We start from the raw sequence: 21,215 nt of genomic DNA on the forward strand, positions 1-21,215 counted from the left end.
TCTATTGTTTTAAAATGTGTTGTCAAAAATAATATCAATGCAAGCCAGCTATATTGCAACTACAGCAGCTATCTGTAGCTGTCCTGATGCTATCAACTGAAAACTCACATCAACGGATTTATAACGCATAATGAATGGTGTGGCTATCTCTGTCCGACGATAAGCTGGACGCGGGTCTTGGGCAATTAGCTCTTTAATAATGCTCATATCTGAGGCTATCAATTGACTTTGTATACGATGAATCGTAGACGCAACTGTCGCATTACTTAATCCAGTGTTTGCGTCTTTAATACTTGTATTATTGTTGCTTGTATCATTATGAGCATCACTAGGCTCGCCTGCGCTTACTAGCATCATAAACTGTTCGTTAGCAGCATCGGTCACGGTTACGTTTAATAATTCTGGAGCGGTTGGTGCGAATCCGCTCTCTGCTTGGATCAGCGCATCACTATAGGCCACATATGGCTTTATATCGATGATTGGCGTGCCATCTATCATATCAGCACCTTCGATAATCAATAATACACGACCTTGAATTATTTTGACTTGTTCGAGCTTGACAACAGATAGGCCTAGTCCTGAAGGACGATACATGCTTCGACTGGCAAACACCCCAATTTTTTGATTACCGCCCAATCTTGGTGGGCGTACTTGAACGCGAAAACTAGTACTGGTTTCATTGTTATTTTTATATCGATAATTATGATGAAACTGCCAACTTACCCATATATGACTAAACTTATCCAAACCATCAAATGCAGCTGGCGTATCATATGGCGCTAACATCTCAATGACACTAGTCAAAGCGACCAAGTTTGGCTGGCGCGGCGCACCGAATTTTTGCGAAAGCGGAGCACGATGATAGCCAATGACAGGAGCTTGATGGTAGTTATTTAACAGGGGATTCTCATCAAGCATATACCAACTCCAGTAATACAAAACTGCCCTGATAAGGCAGTTTTGCCAAATGATACAAAATTACTCACTAACGATATTCCATTTTATCATGCTAGACAAACACTGCTAGACGGATTTTTATTTTAAAGTTTGGTATTATGAGCAAGAAATTTGATGAGAGTCATTTACATTTGGGCGATATGACTGGTAATGCTGTCATCGTTGACGCAAATCTACTATGTCTAATGACGTAATAGCTGGCTATATATAAGCTGATAAACCAGCTGTACTGCGCTTATCCATCATTTACTCGTTCATAAAAATAGCAGTTTCGACAACGATCAAAAGACTGATACGTTTTTATAATGTTCAATTTAACATTGAAAATTCTGATTTAATACTTATTCAAACTTAACACACAAATAACAACTTATTAACGAGGACTTTATGTCAAAACTTCGCACCGAAACGGTCACAGAGGTTCATCACTGGAATGACTCTCTATTTAGTATCAAAACCACTCGTGACGATGGCTTGCGCTTTCGTAATGGCGAATTTGCGATGATTGGACTTGTTGTTGATGGCAAGCCACTATTACGCGCTTATTCAATTGCTAGCCCTAACTATGAAGATCATTTAGAATTCTTTTCTATTAAAGTTCAAGATGGTCCATTAACTTCGCGCTTACAGCATATCAAAGTAGGTGATGAGCTGTTAGTCAGTAAAAAACCAACGGGCACACTAGTATTGGACGATCTGCTACCAGGTAAGAACCTTTACATGCTCTCTACTGGTACTGGCCTTGCTCCTTTCTTGTCACTAGCACGTGATCCTGAAGTGTATGAGCGTTTTGACAAAATCATCTTAGTACATGGCGTACGTCATGTTCATGATTTGGCTTACCGTGAAATGTTTGAAAATGAGCTGCCTAATGATGAAATCTTTGGTGAATGGTATCGCGAAAAATTCATCTATTATCCAACCGTTACGCGTGAAGAGTTTAGAAACCAAGGTCGTGTCACTGATTTGATGAAATCAGGCAAATTGTTTGAAGATATTGGTTTACCGCCAATGAATAAGGATGATGACCGTGTCATGCTTTGTGGCAGTATGCCGTTTAATGCTGAGGTTTCTGCCATTTTAGATAACTTTGGCTTGACTGTTTCACCACGTATGGGTGTGCAAGCAGATTACGCAGTTGAGCGTGCCTTTGTCGGCTAGAATGATGCTATTTAGCATCATTAGAATAAATGAAAAATTGTATAAAATAATACTTGACGCATGTAAATAGGCTGCTATAATACGCAGCCTATACAGTCAACACTGTAGCCCAATTAGATAATATTTAGTCAATAGCTATTATCACCTAACATGCCAGTGTGATGGAATTGGTAGACATGACGGATTCAAAATCCGTTGCCTTTAAAAGCGTGTCGGTTCGAGTCCGACCACTGGTACCAATATTTAGTACAAATTAGCCTCCTTTATCGGAGGTTTTTTTGTGCTTATTATTTATATTTGTTTTAATAAATTCCGAGCTCGTTTATATCGATACTTCGAATGGCATAACAGCGCTTATCTTAATCGGTACCGCATAACTCCATGGCATGCCAGCACTACAATAAAAATATCCATCATTAAATGACACAATATAGGCGGTAAAATCATTACCACACTGATCCATCATCGCTTGTTCATCGCTTTCATCACAAACCGCGCACCATATATTTTCATCACCCCGCGCTAACATTGCTCGTGTTAAATCGCTCCCTTTTAATTCATGACTCATTATCAGCTCCTTAATTATCTTGAACTTTCTCATTACTATTTTTTTAGAAAGTTAATTTACCAGTACTCAATTCATAAGTTTGGTATGAACTATAAACAATGTTTTATCAGGTAAATAAAATTCCTATAAAAAACCATTTATTACTTTCATAACTATTAATTGTTTTGGTTAATATATTGTAAAACGATAGCATTAGAACTGTAACATATAATCATAATATTCATGATGTAAGGCAATAATATTCAGACAGGCGGTATGGAAAATCTGAAAAACTTAAGGTATGTACCATACAAAACATATATTAGTGAACATATGTTAACTAAGTTTAATTTATTAGTATTTTAACGCCATATATATCTGACTATTAACCTTACACTATATTTAATTATTGATATATAAATTATTCGCATATTGCCATATTTTTATGGTTCTATATTCGAAAAACCCCTTTACCGTTTAATAATCGATACTGAAATAAAAGTATTGAGTGATGTAAAATATTAATCATGAAAACTCCTACAGCATCCAATCCACGTAAAATCATTCATATAGATATGGATGCGTTTTATGCCAGTGTAGAACAACGTGACTTCCCAGAATTACGGGGCAAGCCACTAGTGGTTGGTGGAGATCCAAATGGTCGCGGTGTTGTAGCAGCGGCTAGCTATGAGGTACGTCAGTTTGGAGTGCGCTCAGCCATGTCTTGTTATGAAGCTCGCAAACGTTGTCCAGAAGTCATATTTGTTAGACCACGTTTTGAAATATATCGAGCTGTTAGCAGCGATATTCGCAATATCATGTACAGCTTAACGCCTCATGTTGAGCCATTATCGCTAGATGAAGCTTATCTCGATGTCACTGGTCTTACTGTACATAAAGGCTCAGCGACATTAATGGCCAACTGGTTAAGAACACAAATATTACAACATACAGGATTGACTGCTTCTGCTGGCGTGTCTTTCAACAAGATGTTGGCCAAGATTGCCTCTGACATCAACAAGCCTAACGGCACCGCTATTATCACGCCAGAAGACGCTGATGCTTTTATCAGCACACTACCTATTGAACGATTTCATGGGATAGGTAAAGCAACGGCAAGACGATTACATGCAATGGGCGTGACTAACGGTGCTGATCTACGCCGTATGTCAGCCGAAGTATTGATTGATGAGTTTGGTAAGCGAGGACAGTTTTATCATGATATCGCTCATGGTCGGGATGAACGCGCTGTCAAATCTGAGCGCCTGCATAAGTCTGTTGGTTCGGAGACTACTTTTAGAGAAAACCTAAACGATGACACGGCGTTACGTGTACAAATCTATGAACAAAACGCGGATGCCTTCGCGCAACTGCACAAAAAAAATCTCGTCGCTCATACTATAACGCTCAAGGTTAAGTATGCTGACTTTACTCAGATTACCCGTACACACACGCTAACCACCGCTTTTAGTAGTGCTGAATCTGCTCATTACTGGTTAGACAAGTTATTCTTAGATATTCCGCGCCAGCTCCCTATCCGATTAGTCGGGGTCACTTTTTCGTCATTGACACCTGCAGCTCAACTATTGCCTCAATTAAATTTATTTGAGTAAAATAAACAAAGACTAACGTAATAAACATGAGAACAGTTAAAAACTATTACTTTTGCTTAGGCTATTCAAATATATTTTGTGCACTTTGGCTACTTAGTAAAGCAACCTTTTATAGCAGTATTTCTGCTACAATTATGCCAAAATTTCTATCCATTTAAAGACTGATTATGACCAACGCTCACACTGCATCTTCCGTTTCTAATGCCCCGCTTGATACCGATAACAATAGTGACGTCTTAGATTATCTAAGCGTGGAAGATTACGACTATGACCTACCAGATCGTTTGATTGCGCGATATCCATTAGCGCAGCGTTCTGCTTCAAAACTTTTGTACTTGCCTGCTCACACTGACACAAATGCTACGCCTGTAGAAGACTGTTTGTTTTCTGAGTTGCCTGATTTATTAGATGCTGGAGACCTGATTGTATTTAATGATACAAAGGTGATGAAGGCACGCCTATTTGGTCAAAAAGATACTGGCGGTAAACTTGAGGTTTTGATTGAGCGATTGGTTACTGTCTCAGACTTAGATATAACGACACTGCATTTAGAAGATTCAAATAATGAATCAGTCAACCAAGAACATATTGCTCTTTGCCATGTAAAAGCCAGTAAAGCACTAAAACTTGGTCAACGTTTTCAACTGGCCGATGGTCATATGAGTGGCGCGATGATTGGTCGTCAGGACAACTTGTTTATTTTAGCCTTTGATGCACCAATTTTGCCTGATTTAGAACTTTACGGTGAGCTACCTATCCCGCCCTACTTTGAACGTCATGCTGACGATACTGATAATACTCGTTATCAAACGGTTTTTCATGATCCCGCTAAGCTTGCAAGCGTCGCTGCACCAACAGCAAGTTTGCACTTCGATGACTTGGTGCTTAATAAACTTTCAGAAAAAGGCATCAATACTGCTTTTGTGACATTGCATGTTGGCGCTGGTACCTTTGCACCAGTTAAAACAGACAACCTACTCAATCATACTATGCACAGTGAGTATGCACATCTACCACAAGCAACTGCTGAGCTGATTAATAAAACGCATGCAAATGGTAATAAGGTCATCGCGATTGGTACCACAGTGACTCGCGTCCTTGAAACGGCGTATCAAAAAACGGCTATCAATGGGCAAGCACTCTCTAGCTGGTCAGGCGACACGGACATCTTTATTTATCCAGGATTTAAATTTGGTGTCATTGATCGACTGTTAACAAACTTTCATTTACCCAAATCGACGTTGCTAATGTTGGTATCAGCTTTTTCTGGCAAAGCATCGATTGAACATGCCTATCAACATGCTATTAAAAAAGAATATCGATTCTTTAGTTATGGTGATGCTATGTTACTTGACAAGAAAATAAGCTGAACATTAAATAAACATTTATGCATTGGACGCAACAGTTGTGAAATAAACTGGTAAACTAAACCGTACTTTGTTATAACAGCAAAGATAACTTATTTTGTAAAGGACTGCTCATGTCTTGTCATTTATCTCGTCGCTTGACTCCTGTACATCGCGCGGTATCGATGGCATTACTTTATTCTGTAGGTTTGGCCGCTATTATTCCAAGCGTACAAGCGGCAACTATTGGTAAGACCGTGGTTAGCTCAGCTCAGCATGAACCTTTGAGCGCAAGTATCGTGGTCACCGACATACGAGCGGCTGATTTTTCAGCGAGCTTGGCCAATCCAGTTATTTATCAACAGATGGGCTTGACACCGACTGACTCAATGCAGGTGCACTTTCAAGCAACTTCTGCGACCAGTGGTCAGGTGTTAATCAGCACATCACAGCCTGTGTCCAAGCCTTTTGCTGATTTGGTGTTATCGATCAATGATAATGGGCAGCAAAATGTTGTACCAAAAACGTTATTAATGCCGTTAAACGATAGTCTACCGATTAATAATGCTTCCAAAAATAGTGTCAAAGGCACTCAGAAACTTAATTTACCAAGTGTTTCTGCAAGTGCTGCAAAACCGTTAACCGTAAGAAAAGGTGCACCGCCGCCATTAATATCGGTATCTAACGCTGCTGCAAATAAACCAACTCTAGCAAACATAGCAACAGTTGATTCTTCTATTTCTAGAGCAGTGTCTAACATACAAGCACCGACAGTGACAGCTACTTCGCAGACTAGCAATCTTACTTACGCGCCTAGTCGTCTTGATAATGGGCGCTTAAATAGCGGCTCTGATATAAAAAATTCTAGCAGTAATGCAAAGAAGACTGATAACGGCCTTAGTTCAGCGAACCGTTTAGATAGCAGTTTCTTAAATGCAAATAACAGCACTGAAACTACGAAAGTTATTGCCAATGATAACGCCAAAGCAAGTATTAAAAACACTCCAATTTTAGATAAAGTATTGATTGATAAACCACTCGATACTCTAAATATTCAAGTCACACGGCAGATACAGCCGAGTCGTAAAAAAACGGACGCTGACGCATCACCCGTATCTACTCCGACTACTAGCATCATAGCAAGCAATACTGAGAACAATGATACTAGCGTCGTGGCAACTTCTATTGGCAATGCAACGTCGAAAACTCCTAACAGCGCTATCAATAATGCGTCTTCAAATGATAGAGCAACAGATAGTACGACAGTTAATCAATACCAAGTACAACGTAACGATAGCCTATGGATTATTGCTCAGCAGATAGCGCAAGAAAATAACCTAGATACTTCCATCGTGATGAAGCAAATTCAGTCACAAAACCCCGATGCCTTTATCAATAAAGACGCAGATCAATTAAAAGCAGATGCTAAGCTTATTTTACCTAGTTACGATGTCATACCATCACAGAAAAATCTAGAAGCGGCCATCGATGCACAAAGACAGTATATTCGCAGAGCAAATACAGCGGCGATGCAAAAAACAGCTCAAAGACCTTTTAAAAAACCTTCTATAAGTACGCAAGCGGCAAAACGCCCTGAAAAAGCCACGACAACTAAAACACAGACTTTATCAAAAGCACAATTTTCTGTGCTTGCGCCCGGGCGAGATGGCAATGCAGATGGTACTCAAGCAAAAGCGGCATCAAACATAGGAAATGGTTTGAGCACAGATATATTAGAGACACTCAAAGCATCACGGCAGCAAGCAGCATCACAGGCTCAACGATTATCAAGTACCAGTAGCACTCTTAGTAGCTATACTAAAAAAATTCAATTACAAAACCAAAAATTGGCTGAGCTACAGGCTCGTCTCGAAAAATTACGCAATCAATAATTGCCTAACTGACTCATACATTAGATTGTGATCACAGGCGTAGGAATAACTATGGACAATATGCTATATATCATCGCCGGATTGGCGCTTATCTTGTTAGTGGCTGCTTTATTCTTGCGCAAAAATAAGGCGCAAAAATCGTCAGCACCTTCGCCTATTAGTGCAAGAAAAGATACGTCTACTCCATCACAAAAAGTAGATTATGGTACTCCTACCCACACTAATGTCAGCAATAGCCATAAATTTGACCATATCACTATTGCACAGCGTTTTATTGATCAGCAGCGCTATGACAAGGCGATCGAAACTATTAAACGTGGTTTAAGTGAAAAACCTCATAACAGTGCACTGTCTCTTAAACTACTCAGCATATACGCGACGATAAATCAGCCAGAAGATTTTAATAATATTTATGAGTCTATAAGAGCCCATAATGATAGTCAGACTATCGCTCAAGCAGACGAGATAAGAAGTCTATCTTTTGATGAATTAGAACCTGCCGCTGTGCAAACACTGGTAACGGACAATGCCAATGATGATTTTGGCGGTATTAATTTTGATCTGCCTATTAGTCAGAATGATAGTACTAATGCAGTAGCTCATCAGTCAACTGAAGAAAGTGTTGACGATACTGCAATAAATGAACCTGTCGACAGCTTAGAGTTATCAGACAAAGTCGGCAATGTTAGTCCTATTACCGAAAATCCGAATGATAGCTTTGATCTGACTCTCAGCGATTTAGAGAATGATTTCGATGCGCCTAATACGACCAGTGAAACACCTGTCCCACTATTGGACAATGTAGATAACTACGTTTTAGAGAGCTCTGCTAACGATAATGTTAGTAATAACGAAGATAACGATCTTAGTGACTTTGAGTTTGACTTTGATTCATTTGATGATACTTCGAATGAATCATCTATAGACACTAACCTCTCACATAATGACAATGAGAAAGCAGCACTAGAAGAAGATTTTATCTTAGACTTCGATGATTTAGCAGCCGATTCAGACAAAGACAATGTCATAACTAATGACGTATCTGTCAACACTGAACAACACTCTATTGATACTGTCCAAAACGGTGAAGATGACTTTGCTTTATCTCTAAATAACCTAGATACATCGGATAATATAGATACTACCTTAAGTGATGAACTACCTACTACTGAAACAAATAGTGATGATATCGATAACTTTATTTTTGAGGATATTGACTTTGAAGACAATACCTCCGAAAACACTACTCTTAAAGAAAACAGCTTTACAGATATTAACCTTGAGGAACCATTACTCAATGATGATATCGAGGTTAATGATGTTGAAGAATCGAATGTCGCACCTGCTGCACCATTGAGATTTGATGACAATACACTGATAGACGATGATTTCAATATTGACGATGCTGATTCTCTATTTGACGCTCCGTCGACCACTATTCCAGCCTCTACAGCTGCACCAGTTGAGAGTGACACTCCTATCACATCTCAAGAGACTGAGTCAGCAGAAGATTTTTCATCACGTTTCGCAGCAGATTTTGATTTCGTAAAGTCATTAGACAGTAATCAAGTGACGTTAGACTTGGCAGATCAATATCTGCAACTGGGTGAATATGACAGTGCAAAGCGTCTACTCAATGAGGTGATAGCTCAAGGTAATAGTGAACAGAAACAGCAAGCACAGCTATTACTCGAACGTACTGCGTAGTTAATAGTCTAGTCTCTTATCAGCAAGTACTTCCTAATCACGGGATGCTTGCTGATTTTTTTTGCATTTAACTCTAATACTATCTATTATTGAACCCTTTAGCCATCGTTGCTCAATTCTCCAGCACCTCTTTTCTTCCATACTTGTTTACTGTGTTGATACTATGCCATCTTCTGTTATGCTCAAAAATCTATCCGATCCTATTCAACTGATTTATGCTGGCGGTACCTTTGGTAGCTATGGCAGACCATTGGCGCCATTATCAGCAGAAGTGTTTTTGCCTACTCTACAAAAACTTTTGTCCGCGCAAGACAGTACGAATAACTTACCGACCGTCTCATGGTTGGAAAACGCCCTGATCAAAGACAGCAGCCAGCTTACCCCTGTCGATTTTACCCATTTCTATCAACTACTCCTGAATGCTTATGCCAAAGGTGATAGACGCTTTGTACTCATCACTGGCACGGATACGTTGAGTTACTTAGGCGCATTTTTAGCAGAAGCGTTTGCAGGTAGTGATATCTGTATTGTTTTGACCGCAAGTATGCGTCCATTATTAGACAGTGAGATATTGCATTCCTATAACATCGATGAACATAGCGATGCTTGGGGCAATCTCAACGACTCATTAAAACTAGCCGCTGCTGGTGAATCAAGCGTGAAAATTAGTTTTAGCGGCGAATCATGGCCTGCTCAAACGGTACAAAAAATTCACAGCCATGATCTGATGGCATTTACTGGTCATTCCCGCGCCGCTTATCCAGCCAATAGCTATATAAAAAGTCTACCTGACACGCGTAGGCAACATTGGCTCGATGACCAACAAGACTTGCTGTCCAGTATTCAAACACGTGCTGAAAACGCGAGTGTTCATGCGCTATATTGCCTACCTAACGATGTTTCGATGATAAACAACCAGCTACAAGCTTTATTGTCGCAGCCACCATGTGGCATTATTGTATTGGGATTTGGCGCCGGTAACATCCCTTATTCAGCTGCATTAGCAGAGACACTAACCCTTGCTCATGAGCGTGGACATATGGTGATATCAGCCAGCCAATGTCCGTTTGGCGGCGTCAGCGATAGCTATGCAGCAGGCAGTTGGCAGTACGAGCATCATGTCATTGCTGGTGGGCGTTTGACCATACCTGCTATTTATGCCCGATTACTTTGGTTGCTACTTCGCTATGATAGTCCTGCAAGACGCAGACAGCGTTGGTTGAATAATATCAATCAAACTGGCACTAGCATCAAAAAGCGCTAAGCGACTTTTAATTAATTCCCATTTTATAAGTTTAGAAACCCTAATGTCTGAGACTGAAATTATTGAAACTGAACCAACCTACACTTTAGCGATTGCTATTGAGTTCTTAGGAACTCATTATCATGGCTGGCAACGGCAACGAGAGGTTTTGGGTGTACAAGAAGCCTTAGAGACAGCTATCGGCAAAGTTGCCAATGAGCCTGTAGAAGTCATCGCAGCTGGGCGTACTGACGCCAGCGTCCATGCGAGCAATATGATTGCCCATTTTACGACTCATGCGTATCGCCCAACTCATAACTGGTTACGCGGTGTGAACAGCCTACTCCCTGATGATATTGCTCTACGCTGGATACAACCCATGCCAGCTGACTTTCACGCACGTTTTGGTGCCATTGCTCGTCGCTATCGTTATATTACGCTCAACCAAGCGCAGCGCCCTGCCATACTAAATCATCAAGTGACTCATATCTATGAACCGCTTGATTTGAAAGCCATGCAGCAAGCAGCAGCTGATATCGTCGGTACACACGATTTTAGCAGTTACCGTGCTGCAGCCTGTCAATCCAATCAACCAGTGCGTACGATTAGCCATGCAAACCTTTTTGCTCATGGTCAATTTATCGTATTTGATATACAAGCAGATGGGTTTTTACATCATATGGTTCGCAATTTGATGGGCACACTATATGCCATTGGTAGACATGAGCTAGAGCCAGCAGATTTTTTGAAGATTTTGCATAAAAAAGATCGGACGATTGCACCACCTACCGCTTCAGGTGATGGATTGTATTTTATCAATGCCTATTATCCTGAACGTTTCCAAAGTTTATTGCCAGATGCGCCATTAACGCCTGTCTGGTTAAATCTACCTGATTAAGCGTTATGGTTTGGCATACATATCACTTACATGCTGTCAAGTCAAAAGCAGGTTCGTATTGCTTTAATCCGCTAACTTACGTATAATATGGGCTTATTTTTTAATTGATTGATACAAATTATGGCAAAAGACGATATTATTGAATTTGAAGGCGAAGTCATTGATACCCTTCCTAATACTTTGTTCAAAGTTCGTTTAGAAAACGGGCACGAAATCATCGCGCATATCTCTGGTAAGATGCGTAAGCATTATATTCGTATCTTGACAGGTGATAAGGTTAAAGTTGAAATGACACCTTATGACCTATCTAAAGGCCGTATCACCTACCGTGGTAAAAACTAAATACTGACTGACCAATATGGTTATGAAAGTATTAGCATTGGTAAGATACAGCCAATAGCCGAATAGCTACGTTATCGCTGATAGCTGATATGACGCTTGGGTAGTGAAACTGATAATAATAATGAAAATGCTAATCTGCTCATTATTGCCTATCAATATTTTAGTTATTTAGTATTGACTGTTTCTACTTACCATAAAAAATACCGCTAGATTTTAGCGGTATTTTTTTGTCCATTTTTTATGATTTAGTACTGCTGCATTTAACTAAATTCAACAGTCGCGCCGTTTTTTATTACTCCGAGCAAACTAAGCGCATCCCAGTTGGTCAAACGAACACAGCCTGCTGATGCTTGACGACTGATACGAGCAGGATCGGGTGACCCATGAATGCCATAAGTTGGTTTACTAAGTCCAATCCATACTGAGCCTACTGGATTGTTAGGACCTGGTGGAATGATAGACTTACTACCGTCATCGGCCGTATAAGTATAGTTGGGCTCGTGCACCTTTACTTTGACAGTATGCGTACCTGTTGGTGATGGTGTCGCTGTACTACCCACTGTCGTCGGATAGCTAGCAATCAAGTTATTGTTCTCATCATATGCGTAGAGTGTTTCAGTGGCTTTATCAGCGACAACGCGATGCACAGGCTTAGTGTTAGGATTGCCAGGATTATATACCGTGATAATTTCACCAGCAGTAAAACTGGCATCAGGATTAAGCGATTTTAAATATTTTTCACTAATATGAAACTTCTCTGCCAACGCCTCAGTAATGCTTTCGTAGTACATCCCCTCAAGCTTGGATTTGGCAACAGAATCAGCAGGTATGGTTGTGGTTTTAACATTCACATCTGCTTCAGTAAGCTGATAACTGACTAATACTGGTTGAGTCTTAAGCTTCTCATTTTTGGTCAGTGCTTGCCACGTCTCATTGTTCAACGTATCAGTTACGTCTAAACCATTTGCTTTTTGAAACGCCTGCATGGCTTTGCGAGTATTTTTGCCCCAGTATCCATCAATAGGCCCTACTCCGTTATGATGCCAGTTTAATAGAGCCTGCAGCTTTGTTCCTATATTACGATCGATCTCTGCATCCGCCGTCCAGGTGACATTGTTTACTTTTTTTGCATTGTCAGATAGATTCTCGGTTGTGTATTTAATCGTAGGTAGTAGCTTATTTAATGAAGTCGCGGCCTTACTATCTCCTGTTAACTTTTGACTTACGCCGTTAGTCACCGGACTGACTTCTGCCGGAGCTTTGATGCTATTACTTGCGTTCACACTATCCGTTGTCTCTGCTGCGATGCTTTGCCCCATGAATAGCAAGCTAGAGAGACTAACCACTGTCAATGCTTTACTGATTCTTGTTAATTGATACATGTAACACTCCTCATTTAAAAAATTCTATTATTATTTTCAGTTTTCAAATACTACAGTTTTTTAGATTTTAGAACTTACCTCTGTCATCTAGGTTTTTACTATTATATTTTTGCCAAAAGTAAAAGATTTTAAGTCTTTTAGGAGTCATCAATATTGTCATATTACCTTGTGAGCATATAACAGCTTTATGTTAAAAGGAGCTTTGTTGTACAGCGTCTCTGTTAATAAGGCGCTTATAAATAAGCTTGGCTAACAGATGAACGATAAAAAACCCATAAGCTACTTGGTAGCTTATGGGTATATAACATGCGAAATGAGCCTGTGGAAAGTGCTATATAGGAATAGCCTTTAAACGCAAATTAACTTATATTAGTTTAGCCAAGACCGCTTGACCCATTTCCTTACAGCCTACCTGCTTAAGTTCAGCTTCACTGCTATCTAAAATATCCAGCGTACGTAAACCATCATCAAGCACATCACTGACTGCCTGCTCAATTGCTTGTGCTGCAGCTTCTTGCTTGAAGGTATAACGCAGCATCATAGCAACAGATAAGATAGTTGCTAACGGGTTGGCTTTATCCTGTCCTGCGATATCAGGTGCTGAACCATGACACGGCTCATACATGCCCTTACCTGACTCATCTAAGCTCGCTGATGGCAACATCCCGATAGAGCCTGTCAACATCGCAGCTTCATCAGATAGGATATCGCCAAACATGTTTCCCGTCACCATGACATCGAACTGCTTAGGATCTTTAATCAACTGCATGCAAGCGTTGTCAGCATACATATGTGATAACGCCACATCACTATAGTCAGCTTGCTGCATCTCGATCATTGTCTGTTTCCACAGCTCGGTAACTTCTAATACATTGGCTTTATCAACTGAACATACCTTAGCTGCTGTGCCTGCTGCTTGCGCACGCGTTTTTGCTAATTCAAAGGCAACTTTACCAATACGCTGAATCTCACTTGTACTATACACCATCGTGTTATAGCCCTGCTGCTCACCGTTTTCTAATGTGCGAATACCACGAGGCTCACCGAAATAGATACCGCCTGTCAGTTCACGAACGATCAATAGATCTAGGCCTGAGATAATTTCAGGTTTGATACTTGAGGCATTAGCCAACTGTGGATAGAGCTTGGCTACGCGTAAGTTGGCAAATAAACCAAGCTCACCGCGGATTTTCAATAGACCGCGCTCAGGGCGTTTACTACGCTCGATCGCATCCCATTTAGGACCACCAACTGCACCTAGCAATACGGCATCTGCGGCGCGAGCACGGGCCAATGTCTCATCTGGCAAAGGCTCACCAGTTGCATCAATAGCTACACCGCCAATCAATCCAGACTCAAGCGTTAAATCAAGTGAAAACTTATCATTGACAGCCTTGAGCACGTCAATGGCTTGGGTCATAATTTCAGGGCCAATACCATCACCCGCTAATGTTAAAATCGTTGCCATACTGATCCTTTTGGAATTTTTTTATTGGTTGGTTATATTTTTGAGCTTTTTATACTCATATTTTATGCTGCCATTTTTTGGCTTTGGGTGCTGATGTTACTGCTTTATCCATACCCGTCTCTACAAACTCGCCTTGATGCTCAGCGTCTAGTTGCTTACAGAATCGGCGCTGTACTTGAGTACCTTGCAATAGCTCAATACATAAAGGCTCAGGTGATGCTGTGTCCAATAGACTGCCTGATTTTTCGCTGCTCTGCTTTTGATAAGCACGTAACTGATAGGTACCTGCTTCAGTAAAGTCATGAATCATCGCAAAACGTTCAACATAGCCCATGTTATTCTCTGGATAAAAATTAACATGTACTTCGTGTTTAGCAGGCATGACCCGTGCATAGTAGTTGGTCAATCCTGGCATACTTGAAGGCGCTAACGGCACAACTTTTATGGCGTTTTTATTGACGAGTGGTGTCATATCCATATTCATCGAGGTTTTTGCCATACCTTCTTGACGTGGTAAGGTTGTCATAATCTGAGGATTGATTGGCTCGTGACTGTTGGGCGCAATAATGAGCGTTTTATCTATCTGCACAATTTCGCAATGATATGTACCCACACAGGCAATATTTACTTCACCAGCAATAGGTTTAATTTTACCTACCCATGCCTCGGCACTCTCTGCTTCATTTATTTTTTGATAGCCCGTCAATAGCTGACAGCCTGACAGTAATAAGCTTGCAGCAACAATTGTACTTGTCCATAGAGCATAACGTTTTGTATTCATAATGGCGGCTACTATTCAAGAGAGATAATAAAATGTAGTGAAAAACTATTCTTCATTTTAGACAGTTCACCGCCATAACTCAACGCTGCGTTGCGACTACTCATATTTTATTAGCAGTAGATTATAGAATGACTCTCTATGCTCTTACGTCGTTAAATATCCACGGTGTTTTTTGCATCATTTGTTGCTCATAATTTTTGATAGCATCACTTTGTTGCAAGGTTAGACCAATATCATCCAGTCCGTTTAATAAGCAATGTTTGCGAAAAGCATCTACTTCAAAGGCATACTCTTCACCAGTTGGTGTGATGACGACTTGACGCTCAAGATCGGCGGTCAATTCATAACCTTCGTTATCAAAAGTCGCCTTCATTAACGTATCTACAATCGCTTCATCCAACACAATCGGCAACATGCCATTTTTAAAGCAGTTATTGTAAAAGATATCAGCAAAACTAGGCGCAATTACCGTACGGAAACCATACTCTGATAACGCCCAAGGTGCATGCTCACGACTAGAGCCACAGCCAAAGTTTCTACGTGCTAGCAAGATAGTCGCACCTTGATAACGCGGTTTATTCAATACAAAATCTGGATTGATGACTCGTGTGCTGTTGTCTTGACCAGGATAGCCTTCATCAAGATAGCGCCAATCGTCAAATAGATTTACGCCAAAACCTGTACGTTTAATAGACTTTAAAAACTGTTTTGCGATAATTTGGTCGGTATCGACGTTTGCGCGATCAAGCGGACAAACGATACCTGTTTGGGTGTTATAAGCTTGCATAAAATTTCCTATCAATTATATTTTTGCTGGCTGATGATTTTGATAAGCGTATTAAACAGTAAATAAGTTTTTACCATCTTTGACATCATGCTCATATATTTATCGTTAATACGAGCATGATGTCAGCTACTTATTATCAGTCTTAAAACGTACGAACATCCACGAAATGACCTGCCAACGCGGCGGCAGCTGCCATTGCTGGGCTTACTAAATGCGTACGACCACCGTTACCCTGACGACCTTCAAAATTACGATTAGACGTTGAGGCACAGTGCTCTTGCGGCTCAAGTTTGTCTGCATTCATCGCAAGACACATCGAGCAGCCCGGCTCACGCCATTCAAAACCAGCTTCAGTAAATAACGTATCCAAGCCTTCAGCCTCTGCTTGCAGTTTCACTTGTCCAGAGCCTGCAACAACGATCGCTTCTTTTACGTTATCAGCAACTTTGCGACCTTTGATTACCGCTGCCGCATCACGTAAATCTTCGATACGTGAATTGGTACATGAACCGATAAATATACGGTCAAGTTGGATATCCGTAATTTTCTGACCAGCTTCTAGCCCCATATAAGTATAAGCGCGTAACCAGCCCTCTTCTTGAGCTTCATCAATGGCTTGATCTGGTGTCGGTACAGATTGCGTGATATCTACCACCATCTCAGGCGATGTACCCCAAGATACTTGCGGTGCAATCTGACTACCATCGATTTCTACCACAGTATCAAATACCGCGTCATCGTCTGAATATAGTGTACGCCAGTAGGCTTCCGCTTGTTCCCATTGTGCTGCGCTTGGCGCATATGGACGACCTTTGACATAGTCAATCGTCGTGTCATCAACCGCAACCATACCGACACGCGCGCCTGCCTCAATCGCCATGTTACAGACGGTCATACGACCTTCCATACTCATGTCTTCGAACACTTGACCTGCAAATTCAATCGCGTGTCCTGTTCCACCTGCTGTACCAATCTTCGCAATAATAGCTAACACCACATCTTTTGAAGTGACGCCAGTGCCAAGATGACCAGTGACGCGGATTTGCATATTTTTTGATTTCTTTTGAATCAAACACTGCGTTGCCAATACATGCTCAACTTCAGAGGTTCCGATACCATGAGCCAAACAGCCAAGTGCTCCATGGGTCGCTGTATGCGAGTCACCGCAAACAACTGTCATACCCGGCAAGACCAAACCTTGCTCAGGACCGACCACGTGCAAAATTCCTTGACGCGCATCATTGATAGTAAATTCAGCAATATCAAACTTGGTGCAGTTATCGTCCAACGTGACAACCTGCAAGCGTGATACCTTATCTTTAATCCCAGGCACTCCTTCTAGGCGCTCTTTTGTGACGGTTGGCACATTATGATCTGGACTGGCAATGTTGGCCGATAGACGCCATGGCGCTCTATTTGCCAACTCCAACCCTTCAAATGCTTGTGGACTCGTCACTTCGTGCAACAGGTGGCGGTCGATATAAATCAGGCTCGAACCATCGTCGCGCTTAGTGATTTCGTGAGCGTTCCAAAGTTTGTCATATAACGTTTGACCAGCCATGTTGCTATCCTTTATAGGTTACTAATTACTTAATTTTTACTTATTTGCACATTGCCAAGCTAAGATTCTATGTAAATGCTATGTCTATCTATAATGTTTAATAATTACTGTCGTATCTAAAATTTAAATATTATTTCTTTATGAGACCCAACATATGACTAAAATTAACGCTTAAAATACGTTTTAAAAGGTAAATAGCCAATTTTTTAGAATAAATATGTCACAATACGCCTCGATGTCTTGTGATTATAGCAGGCAAATCCTATAATAATAATTGATGATTTTTAACCAGACGCAAACTTTTATTTCTAATACGTTGTGATTGGGTCAGCCAACTTTTATTTATAGCTCCTAGAGTAGCTAAGGACATTCGTTTGAACACCACAAACTTGACGACATTCGTTACCGTTATGCACACTGGCAGCATTTCAGGCGCCGCAGAAAAGCTGTTTATCACGCAGCCTGCTGTCAGTAAACGTATCAAAAACTTAGAAGACGAGTTTAACATTACCTTGTTTGATACGGTAGGACGTGGAATTGTACCTACTCAAGCTGCCAGTGAAATGCTACCTCATGCCAAGCGTTGGCTGGAAGATTATGAGAACTTTAAAATCAACTTGCAGCATTCTCAGCATATCGTTTCTGGCAAATTAGTCATTGGTACTAGCCATCATATTGGCCTACATCATTTAGCACCTGTCCTTAAACACTTTATTCAAGCTTATCCAGCTGTTCAGTTAGAAGTACACTTCGTAGATTCTGAAAAAGCTCATAAAGCAGTACTAGATGGTGATTTGTCTTTAGCCTTTGTTACGCTTCCACCTGTCTACGATAAGCGACTTACCTACCACACGCTCTGGTCAGACCCTCTTTATTTTATGACGGGTACGCTATCACCTTTGGCTACTAAATCTAATGTGACGTTGGAGCAGTTAGCGCGCTATCCTGCCATTTTGCCTTCTGCCAATACCTTTACCAGTCAGATTACCTTGGCTGAGTTTGCCAAGCACAATCTGAAGCCTTATGCCACGATGAGCACCAACCCTCTTGAGTCTATCCGTATGCTGGTATCTGTTGGTCTTGGTTGGTCAGTACTACCACAAACGATGGTCAGTCAAGATTTGGAACGTATCGATATGGCTGACAATATTGAATTACAACGCTATTTAGGTGTGGTCATCAATCCAAAATTAACTCAATCTAGCAGCGTGACCGCCCTACTAGACTTACTTGCGCCTATTGAATAAAAAGAGCTCACTATAACAGTCTAAGAATTAAGCTATTCGCATTTGTGACTCTCATGCGTTATAATACGCTTGACGTTGTTTTTATAACAAAAATTTACCACAAGGACACTGATAGTCATATATTGAATACTTCTAGTAAGATATGATGGTTAACAGTAGGTTTAATGGTTTTGGTTGATCGTGTAGGTTGCTAATACTCATATACAAATAGCAGATGCGAGCAATAACAATAGATAAGTGGAATGCGAAATTCCCATTGTTCTCTATCTCTATATGAGTGCTAGCCATAGAACGACATCAATCATATATAACTACAGAAGATACTGAAAAAAGCCATTATGTCTTAATTAATGGCTTTTTTTGTCTTTAAATATTGTTTTGGACATCGCCTTGTAGGACAGAACTTTTATAGTTAAAAAATAATTACAGCCAACCATGTTGGTTAAGGACAATTTATATGAACGGAGTTTCTAGTGGCGTGCTGATATCACTCGGCGCCTATTTCTTAGTGATGATTGGGATTGGTGTTTACGCTTATTTTAAGCAAGCCAATGATACTGAAGGCTATATGTTAGGGGGTCGTAACTTAGGCCCAGCAGTAACCGCACTTTCTGCAGGTGCATCAGACATGTCAGGTTGGTTGCTACTTGGCTTACCTGGTTATATGTTTGCAGATGGCGTGGTCAGTATTTGGATCGCGCTTGGTTTAACATTAGGTGCATTATTAAACTATCTCATCGTAGCACCTCGCCTTCGTGTTTATACCGAAGTGGCTGACAACGCTATCACTCTACCTGATTATTTTGCCAACCGCTTTGAAGACAAGTCGCACATGCTACGCGTCATCTCGGCATTAGTCATCATTCTATTCTTTACCGTTTATACCGCTGCAAGTCTTGTCGGTGGTGGTAAACTCTTCGAAAGCTCACTCAACCTATCGTATAGTACTGGCCTATGGGTTACTGCTGGCGTGGTTGTGGCTTATACGTTATTCGGTGGTTTCTTAGCGGTATCTATGACCGATTTCGTACAGGGCGTTATCATGCTGTTTGCCATGGTAATCGTACCTGTCGTTGCCTTTACTGATCTTGGTGGCATTTCAGCTACGACAGAAGCGGTTAGAAACATCGATCCAACCCTTTTAGACGTTACTAGCGGTATGAGTGTCATCGGTATTATCTCACTCATGGCATGGGGCCTAGGTTACTTTGGCCAGCCGCATATTATCGTACGTTTTATGGCGATTCGTTCAGTGAGAGATGTACCGACTGCACGTAATATCGGTATGAGCTGGATGGTTGTGAGCCTTATTGGTTCACTAATGACTGGTTTTGCTGGTCGTGCCTACGTACAAAAAACTGCTATGACGTTGGATGATCCTGAGACTATCTTCTTAGTATTCACTCAGTTCTTGTTCCATCCATTGGTTTCAGGTTTCCTATTAGCAGCTATTTTAGCGGCAATTATGAGTACTATCTCATCACAGCTATTGGTTGTATCAAGCTCTCTAACCAAAGATGTATACAAACTATTCTTTGATAAAGACGCACCAGAAACTCGTCAGGTATTGGTTGGTCGTATCTCAGTTATCATCGTCGCTATCGTAGCCATTATGCTAGCGTCTAACCCAGATAGCTCAGTATTGAACCTCGTTTCTAACGCATGGGCAGGATTTGGTGCTGCGTTTGGTCCATTGGTTATCTTTAGCTTAACATGGCGTGGTATGAACCGTAATGGTGCTGTTGCTGGTATGGTTGTTGGTGCTTTGACTGTTATCCTATGGATTTATGGTCCTTTCCAAGTAGATGGTATGGCACTAAATAGCTGGTTATATGCTATCGTTCCAGGCTTTATCTTAAGTACTATCGCTATCTTTGCTGTTAGTATCATGACTGGTGGTCCAAGACCTTCAGTTTCTGCTAAGTACAAAGAGATGGAGCTAAACTTAAACAAATAAGTTTACGTAATGTTTTAAGCTTCTTGCTATAAAAAAACCTCGTCATTATTGGTGAGGTTTTTTTATAAGTAACGATTTAGTATATTTAACCTACTACAGCATCAAACCAAGAGAACTTACGGCAAGTGAGACAGTTGTATGAACAGCGATAGTAGTATCTAATAGCTTCGTGATTGATATACTACGCTAGATTATCCGGGAGTTTCCTAAAAACTGTGTAACTGCTTATAATCCATTAACAGGAGAATAAGCAATGACTAACCAAAACGACATTAAAAAACTGGCCCAGCAGATGGCTGGTAGCATGAAAAGCTTCGATGACATCA

17 protein-coding genes and 1 tRNA gene are annotated in these 21,215 nt (G+C 40.8%); 11 read left to right on the forward strand and 7 right to left on the reverse strand.

From position 1 onward, the window contains the following. Positions 1 to 48 precede the first annotated feature (48 nt). A complete protein-coding gene (tsaA, locus tag JMX91_RS01950) occupies positions 49 to 918 on the reverse strand; it encodes a tRNA (N6-threonylcarbamoyladenosine(37)-N6)-methyltransferase TrmO (RefSeq protein ID WP_160020926.1) in 870 nt (289 codons plus the stop codon). Positions 919 to 1,344: 426 nt separating this feature from the next. On the opposite strand from tsaA, the gene JMX91_RS01955 reads away from it, so the two are divergent. Then, entirely contained in the window at positions 1,345 to 2,118 is a 774-nt protein-coding gene (locus JMX91_RS01955) for a ferredoxin--NADP reductase (RefSeq protein WP_057759345.1), read from the forward strand. 152 nt (positions 2,119 to 2,270) lie between these two features. After that, positions 2,271 to 2,357, forward strand: a tRNA-Leu gene (locus tag JMX91_RS01960). A gap of 83 nt (positions 2,358 to 2,440) precedes the next feature. Here JMX91_RS01960 and JMX91_RS01965 read toward each other — a convergent pair. Further along, on the reverse strand, positions 2,441 to 2,686 hold the full coding sequence (locus tag JMX91_RS01965) for a hypothetical protein (protein WP_057759343.1): 246 nt from the start codon (positions 2,684 to 2,686) through the stop codon (positions 2,441 to 2,443). A 506-nt stretch (positions 2,687 to 3,192) separates the two neighbouring features. Between JMX91_RS01965 and dinB the strand changes: the two genes are divergently transcribed. From dinB to infA, 7 genes are all read left to right on the forward strand, one after another. After that, on the forward strand, positions 3,193 to 4,278 hold the full coding sequence (gene dinB, locus JMX91_RS01970) for a DNA polymerase IV (protein WP_160020925.1): 1,086 nt from the start codon (positions 3,193 to 3,195) through the stop codon (positions 4,276 to 4,278). A 167-nt stretch (positions 4,279 to 4,445) separates the two neighbouring features. Further along, positions 4,446 to 5,648, forward strand: a complete 1,203-nt coding sequence (gene queA / locus JMX91_RS01975) for a tRNA preQ1(34) S-adenosylmethionine ribosyltransferase-isomerase QueA (protein ID WP_201547433.1) — start codon at positions 4,446 to 4,448, stop codon at positions 5,646 to 5,648. Positions 5,649 to 5,758: 110 nt separating this feature from the next. Further along, positions 5,759 to 7,516, forward strand: a complete 1,758-nt coding sequence (locus tag JMX91_RS01980) for a FimV family protein (protein ID WP_201547434.1) — start codon at positions 5,759 to 5,761, stop codon at positions 7,514 to 7,516. Between the two features lie 51 nt (positions 7,517 to 7,567). After that, complete coding sequence (locus tag JMX91_RS01985) at positions 7,568 to 9,223, forward strand: FimV/HubP family polar landmark protein (protein WP_201547435.1); 1,656 nt, start codon at positions 7,568 to 7,570, stop codon at positions 9,221 to 9,223. A gap of 163 nt (positions 9,224 to 9,386) precedes the next feature. Beyond that, the gene (locus JMX91_RS01990) at positions 9,387 to 10,487 is read left to right on the forward strand and encodes an asparaginase (RefSeq protein ID WP_201547436.1); all 1,101 of its coding nucleotides are present in this window, start codon (positions 9,387 to 9,389) and stop codon (positions 10,485 to 10,487) included. Between the two features lie 43 nt (positions 10,488 to 10,530). Further along, on the forward strand, positions 10,531 to 11,364 hold the full coding sequence (gene truA, locus JMX91_RS01995) for a tRNA pseudouridine(38-40) synthase TruA (protein ID WP_201547437.1): 834 nt from the start codon (positions 10,531 to 10,533) through the stop codon (positions 11,362 to 11,364). 120 nt (positions 11,365 to 11,484) lie between these two features. Beyond that, positions 11,485 to 11,706 (forward strand): translation initiation factor IF-1, encoded by a 222-nt coding sequence (gene infA / locus JMX91_RS02000; RefSeq protein WP_021814850.1) that lies wholly within the window; start codon positions 11,485 to 11,487, stop codon positions 11,704 to 11,706. A 260-nt stretch (positions 11,707 to 11,966) separates the two neighbouring features. Here the strand turns inward: infA and JMX91_RS02005 are convergent, their stop codons facing one another. The 5 genes from JMX91_RS02005 to leuC form a co-directional block, all read right to left on the reverse strand. Next, a complete protein-coding gene (locus JMX91_RS02005; protein WP_201547438.1) occupies positions 11,967 to 13,088 on the reverse strand; it encodes a L,D-transpeptidase family protein in 1,122 nt (373 codons plus the stop codon). A 364-nt stretch (positions 13,089 to 13,452) separates the two neighbouring features. Next, on the reverse strand, positions 13,453 to 14,556 hold the full coding sequence (gene leuB / locus JMX91_RS02010) for a 3-isopropylmalate dehydrogenase (protein ID WP_201547439.1): 1,104 nt from the start codon (positions 14,554 to 14,556) through the stop codon (positions 13,453 to 13,455). A 55-nt stretch (positions 14,557 to 14,611) separates the two neighbouring features. After that, on the reverse strand, positions 14,612 to 15,337 hold the full coding sequence (locus tag JMX91_RS02015; protein WP_201547440.1) for a hypothetical protein: 726 nt from the start codon (positions 15,335 to 15,337) through the stop codon (positions 14,612 to 14,614). A gap of 136 nt (positions 15,338 to 15,473) precedes the next feature. Next, entirely contained in the window at positions 15,474 to 16,124 is a 651-nt protein-coding gene (leuD, locus tag JMX91_RS02020) for a 3-isopropylmalate dehydratase small subunit (protein WP_160020917.1), read from the reverse strand. Between the two features lie 142 nt (positions 16,125 to 16,266). Further along, positions 16,267 to 17,685 carry a 3-isopropylmalate dehydratase large subunit gene (gene leuC, locus JMX91_RS02025; RefSeq protein ID WP_201547441.1) on the reverse strand — a complete coding sequence of 473 codons (1,419 nt, stop codon included), beginning with the start codon at positions 17,683 to 17,685 and terminating at the stop codon, positions 16,267 to 16,269. 374 nt (positions 17,686 to 18,059) lie between these two features. Between leuC and JMX91_RS02030 the strand changes: the two genes are divergently transcribed. Both JMX91_RS02030 and putP read left to right on the forward strand, forming a co-directional pair. Further along, positions 18,060 to 18,932 (forward strand): LysR family transcriptional regulator, encoded by an 873-nt coding sequence (locus JMX91_RS02030; RefSeq protein ID WP_101205469.1) that lies wholly within the window; start codon positions 18,060 to 18,062, stop codon positions 18,930 to 18,932. Between the two features lie 457 nt (positions 18,933 to 19,389). Beyond that, the gene (gene putP / locus JMX91_RS02035; RefSeq protein ID WP_201547442.1) at positions 19,390 to 20,889 is read left to right on the forward strand and encodes a sodium/proline symporter PutP; all 1,500 of its coding nucleotides are present in this window, start codon (positions 19,390 to 19,392) and stop codon (positions 20,887 to 20,889) included. Positions 20,890 to 21,215: the final 326 nt, after the last annotated feature.

The sequence above is a fragment of the Psychrobacter sp. Pi2-1 genome, assembly GCF_904846645.1.
Taxonomy (GTDB): Bacteria; Pseudomonadota; Gammaproteobacteria; order Pseudomonadales; family Moraxellaceae; genus Psychrobacter.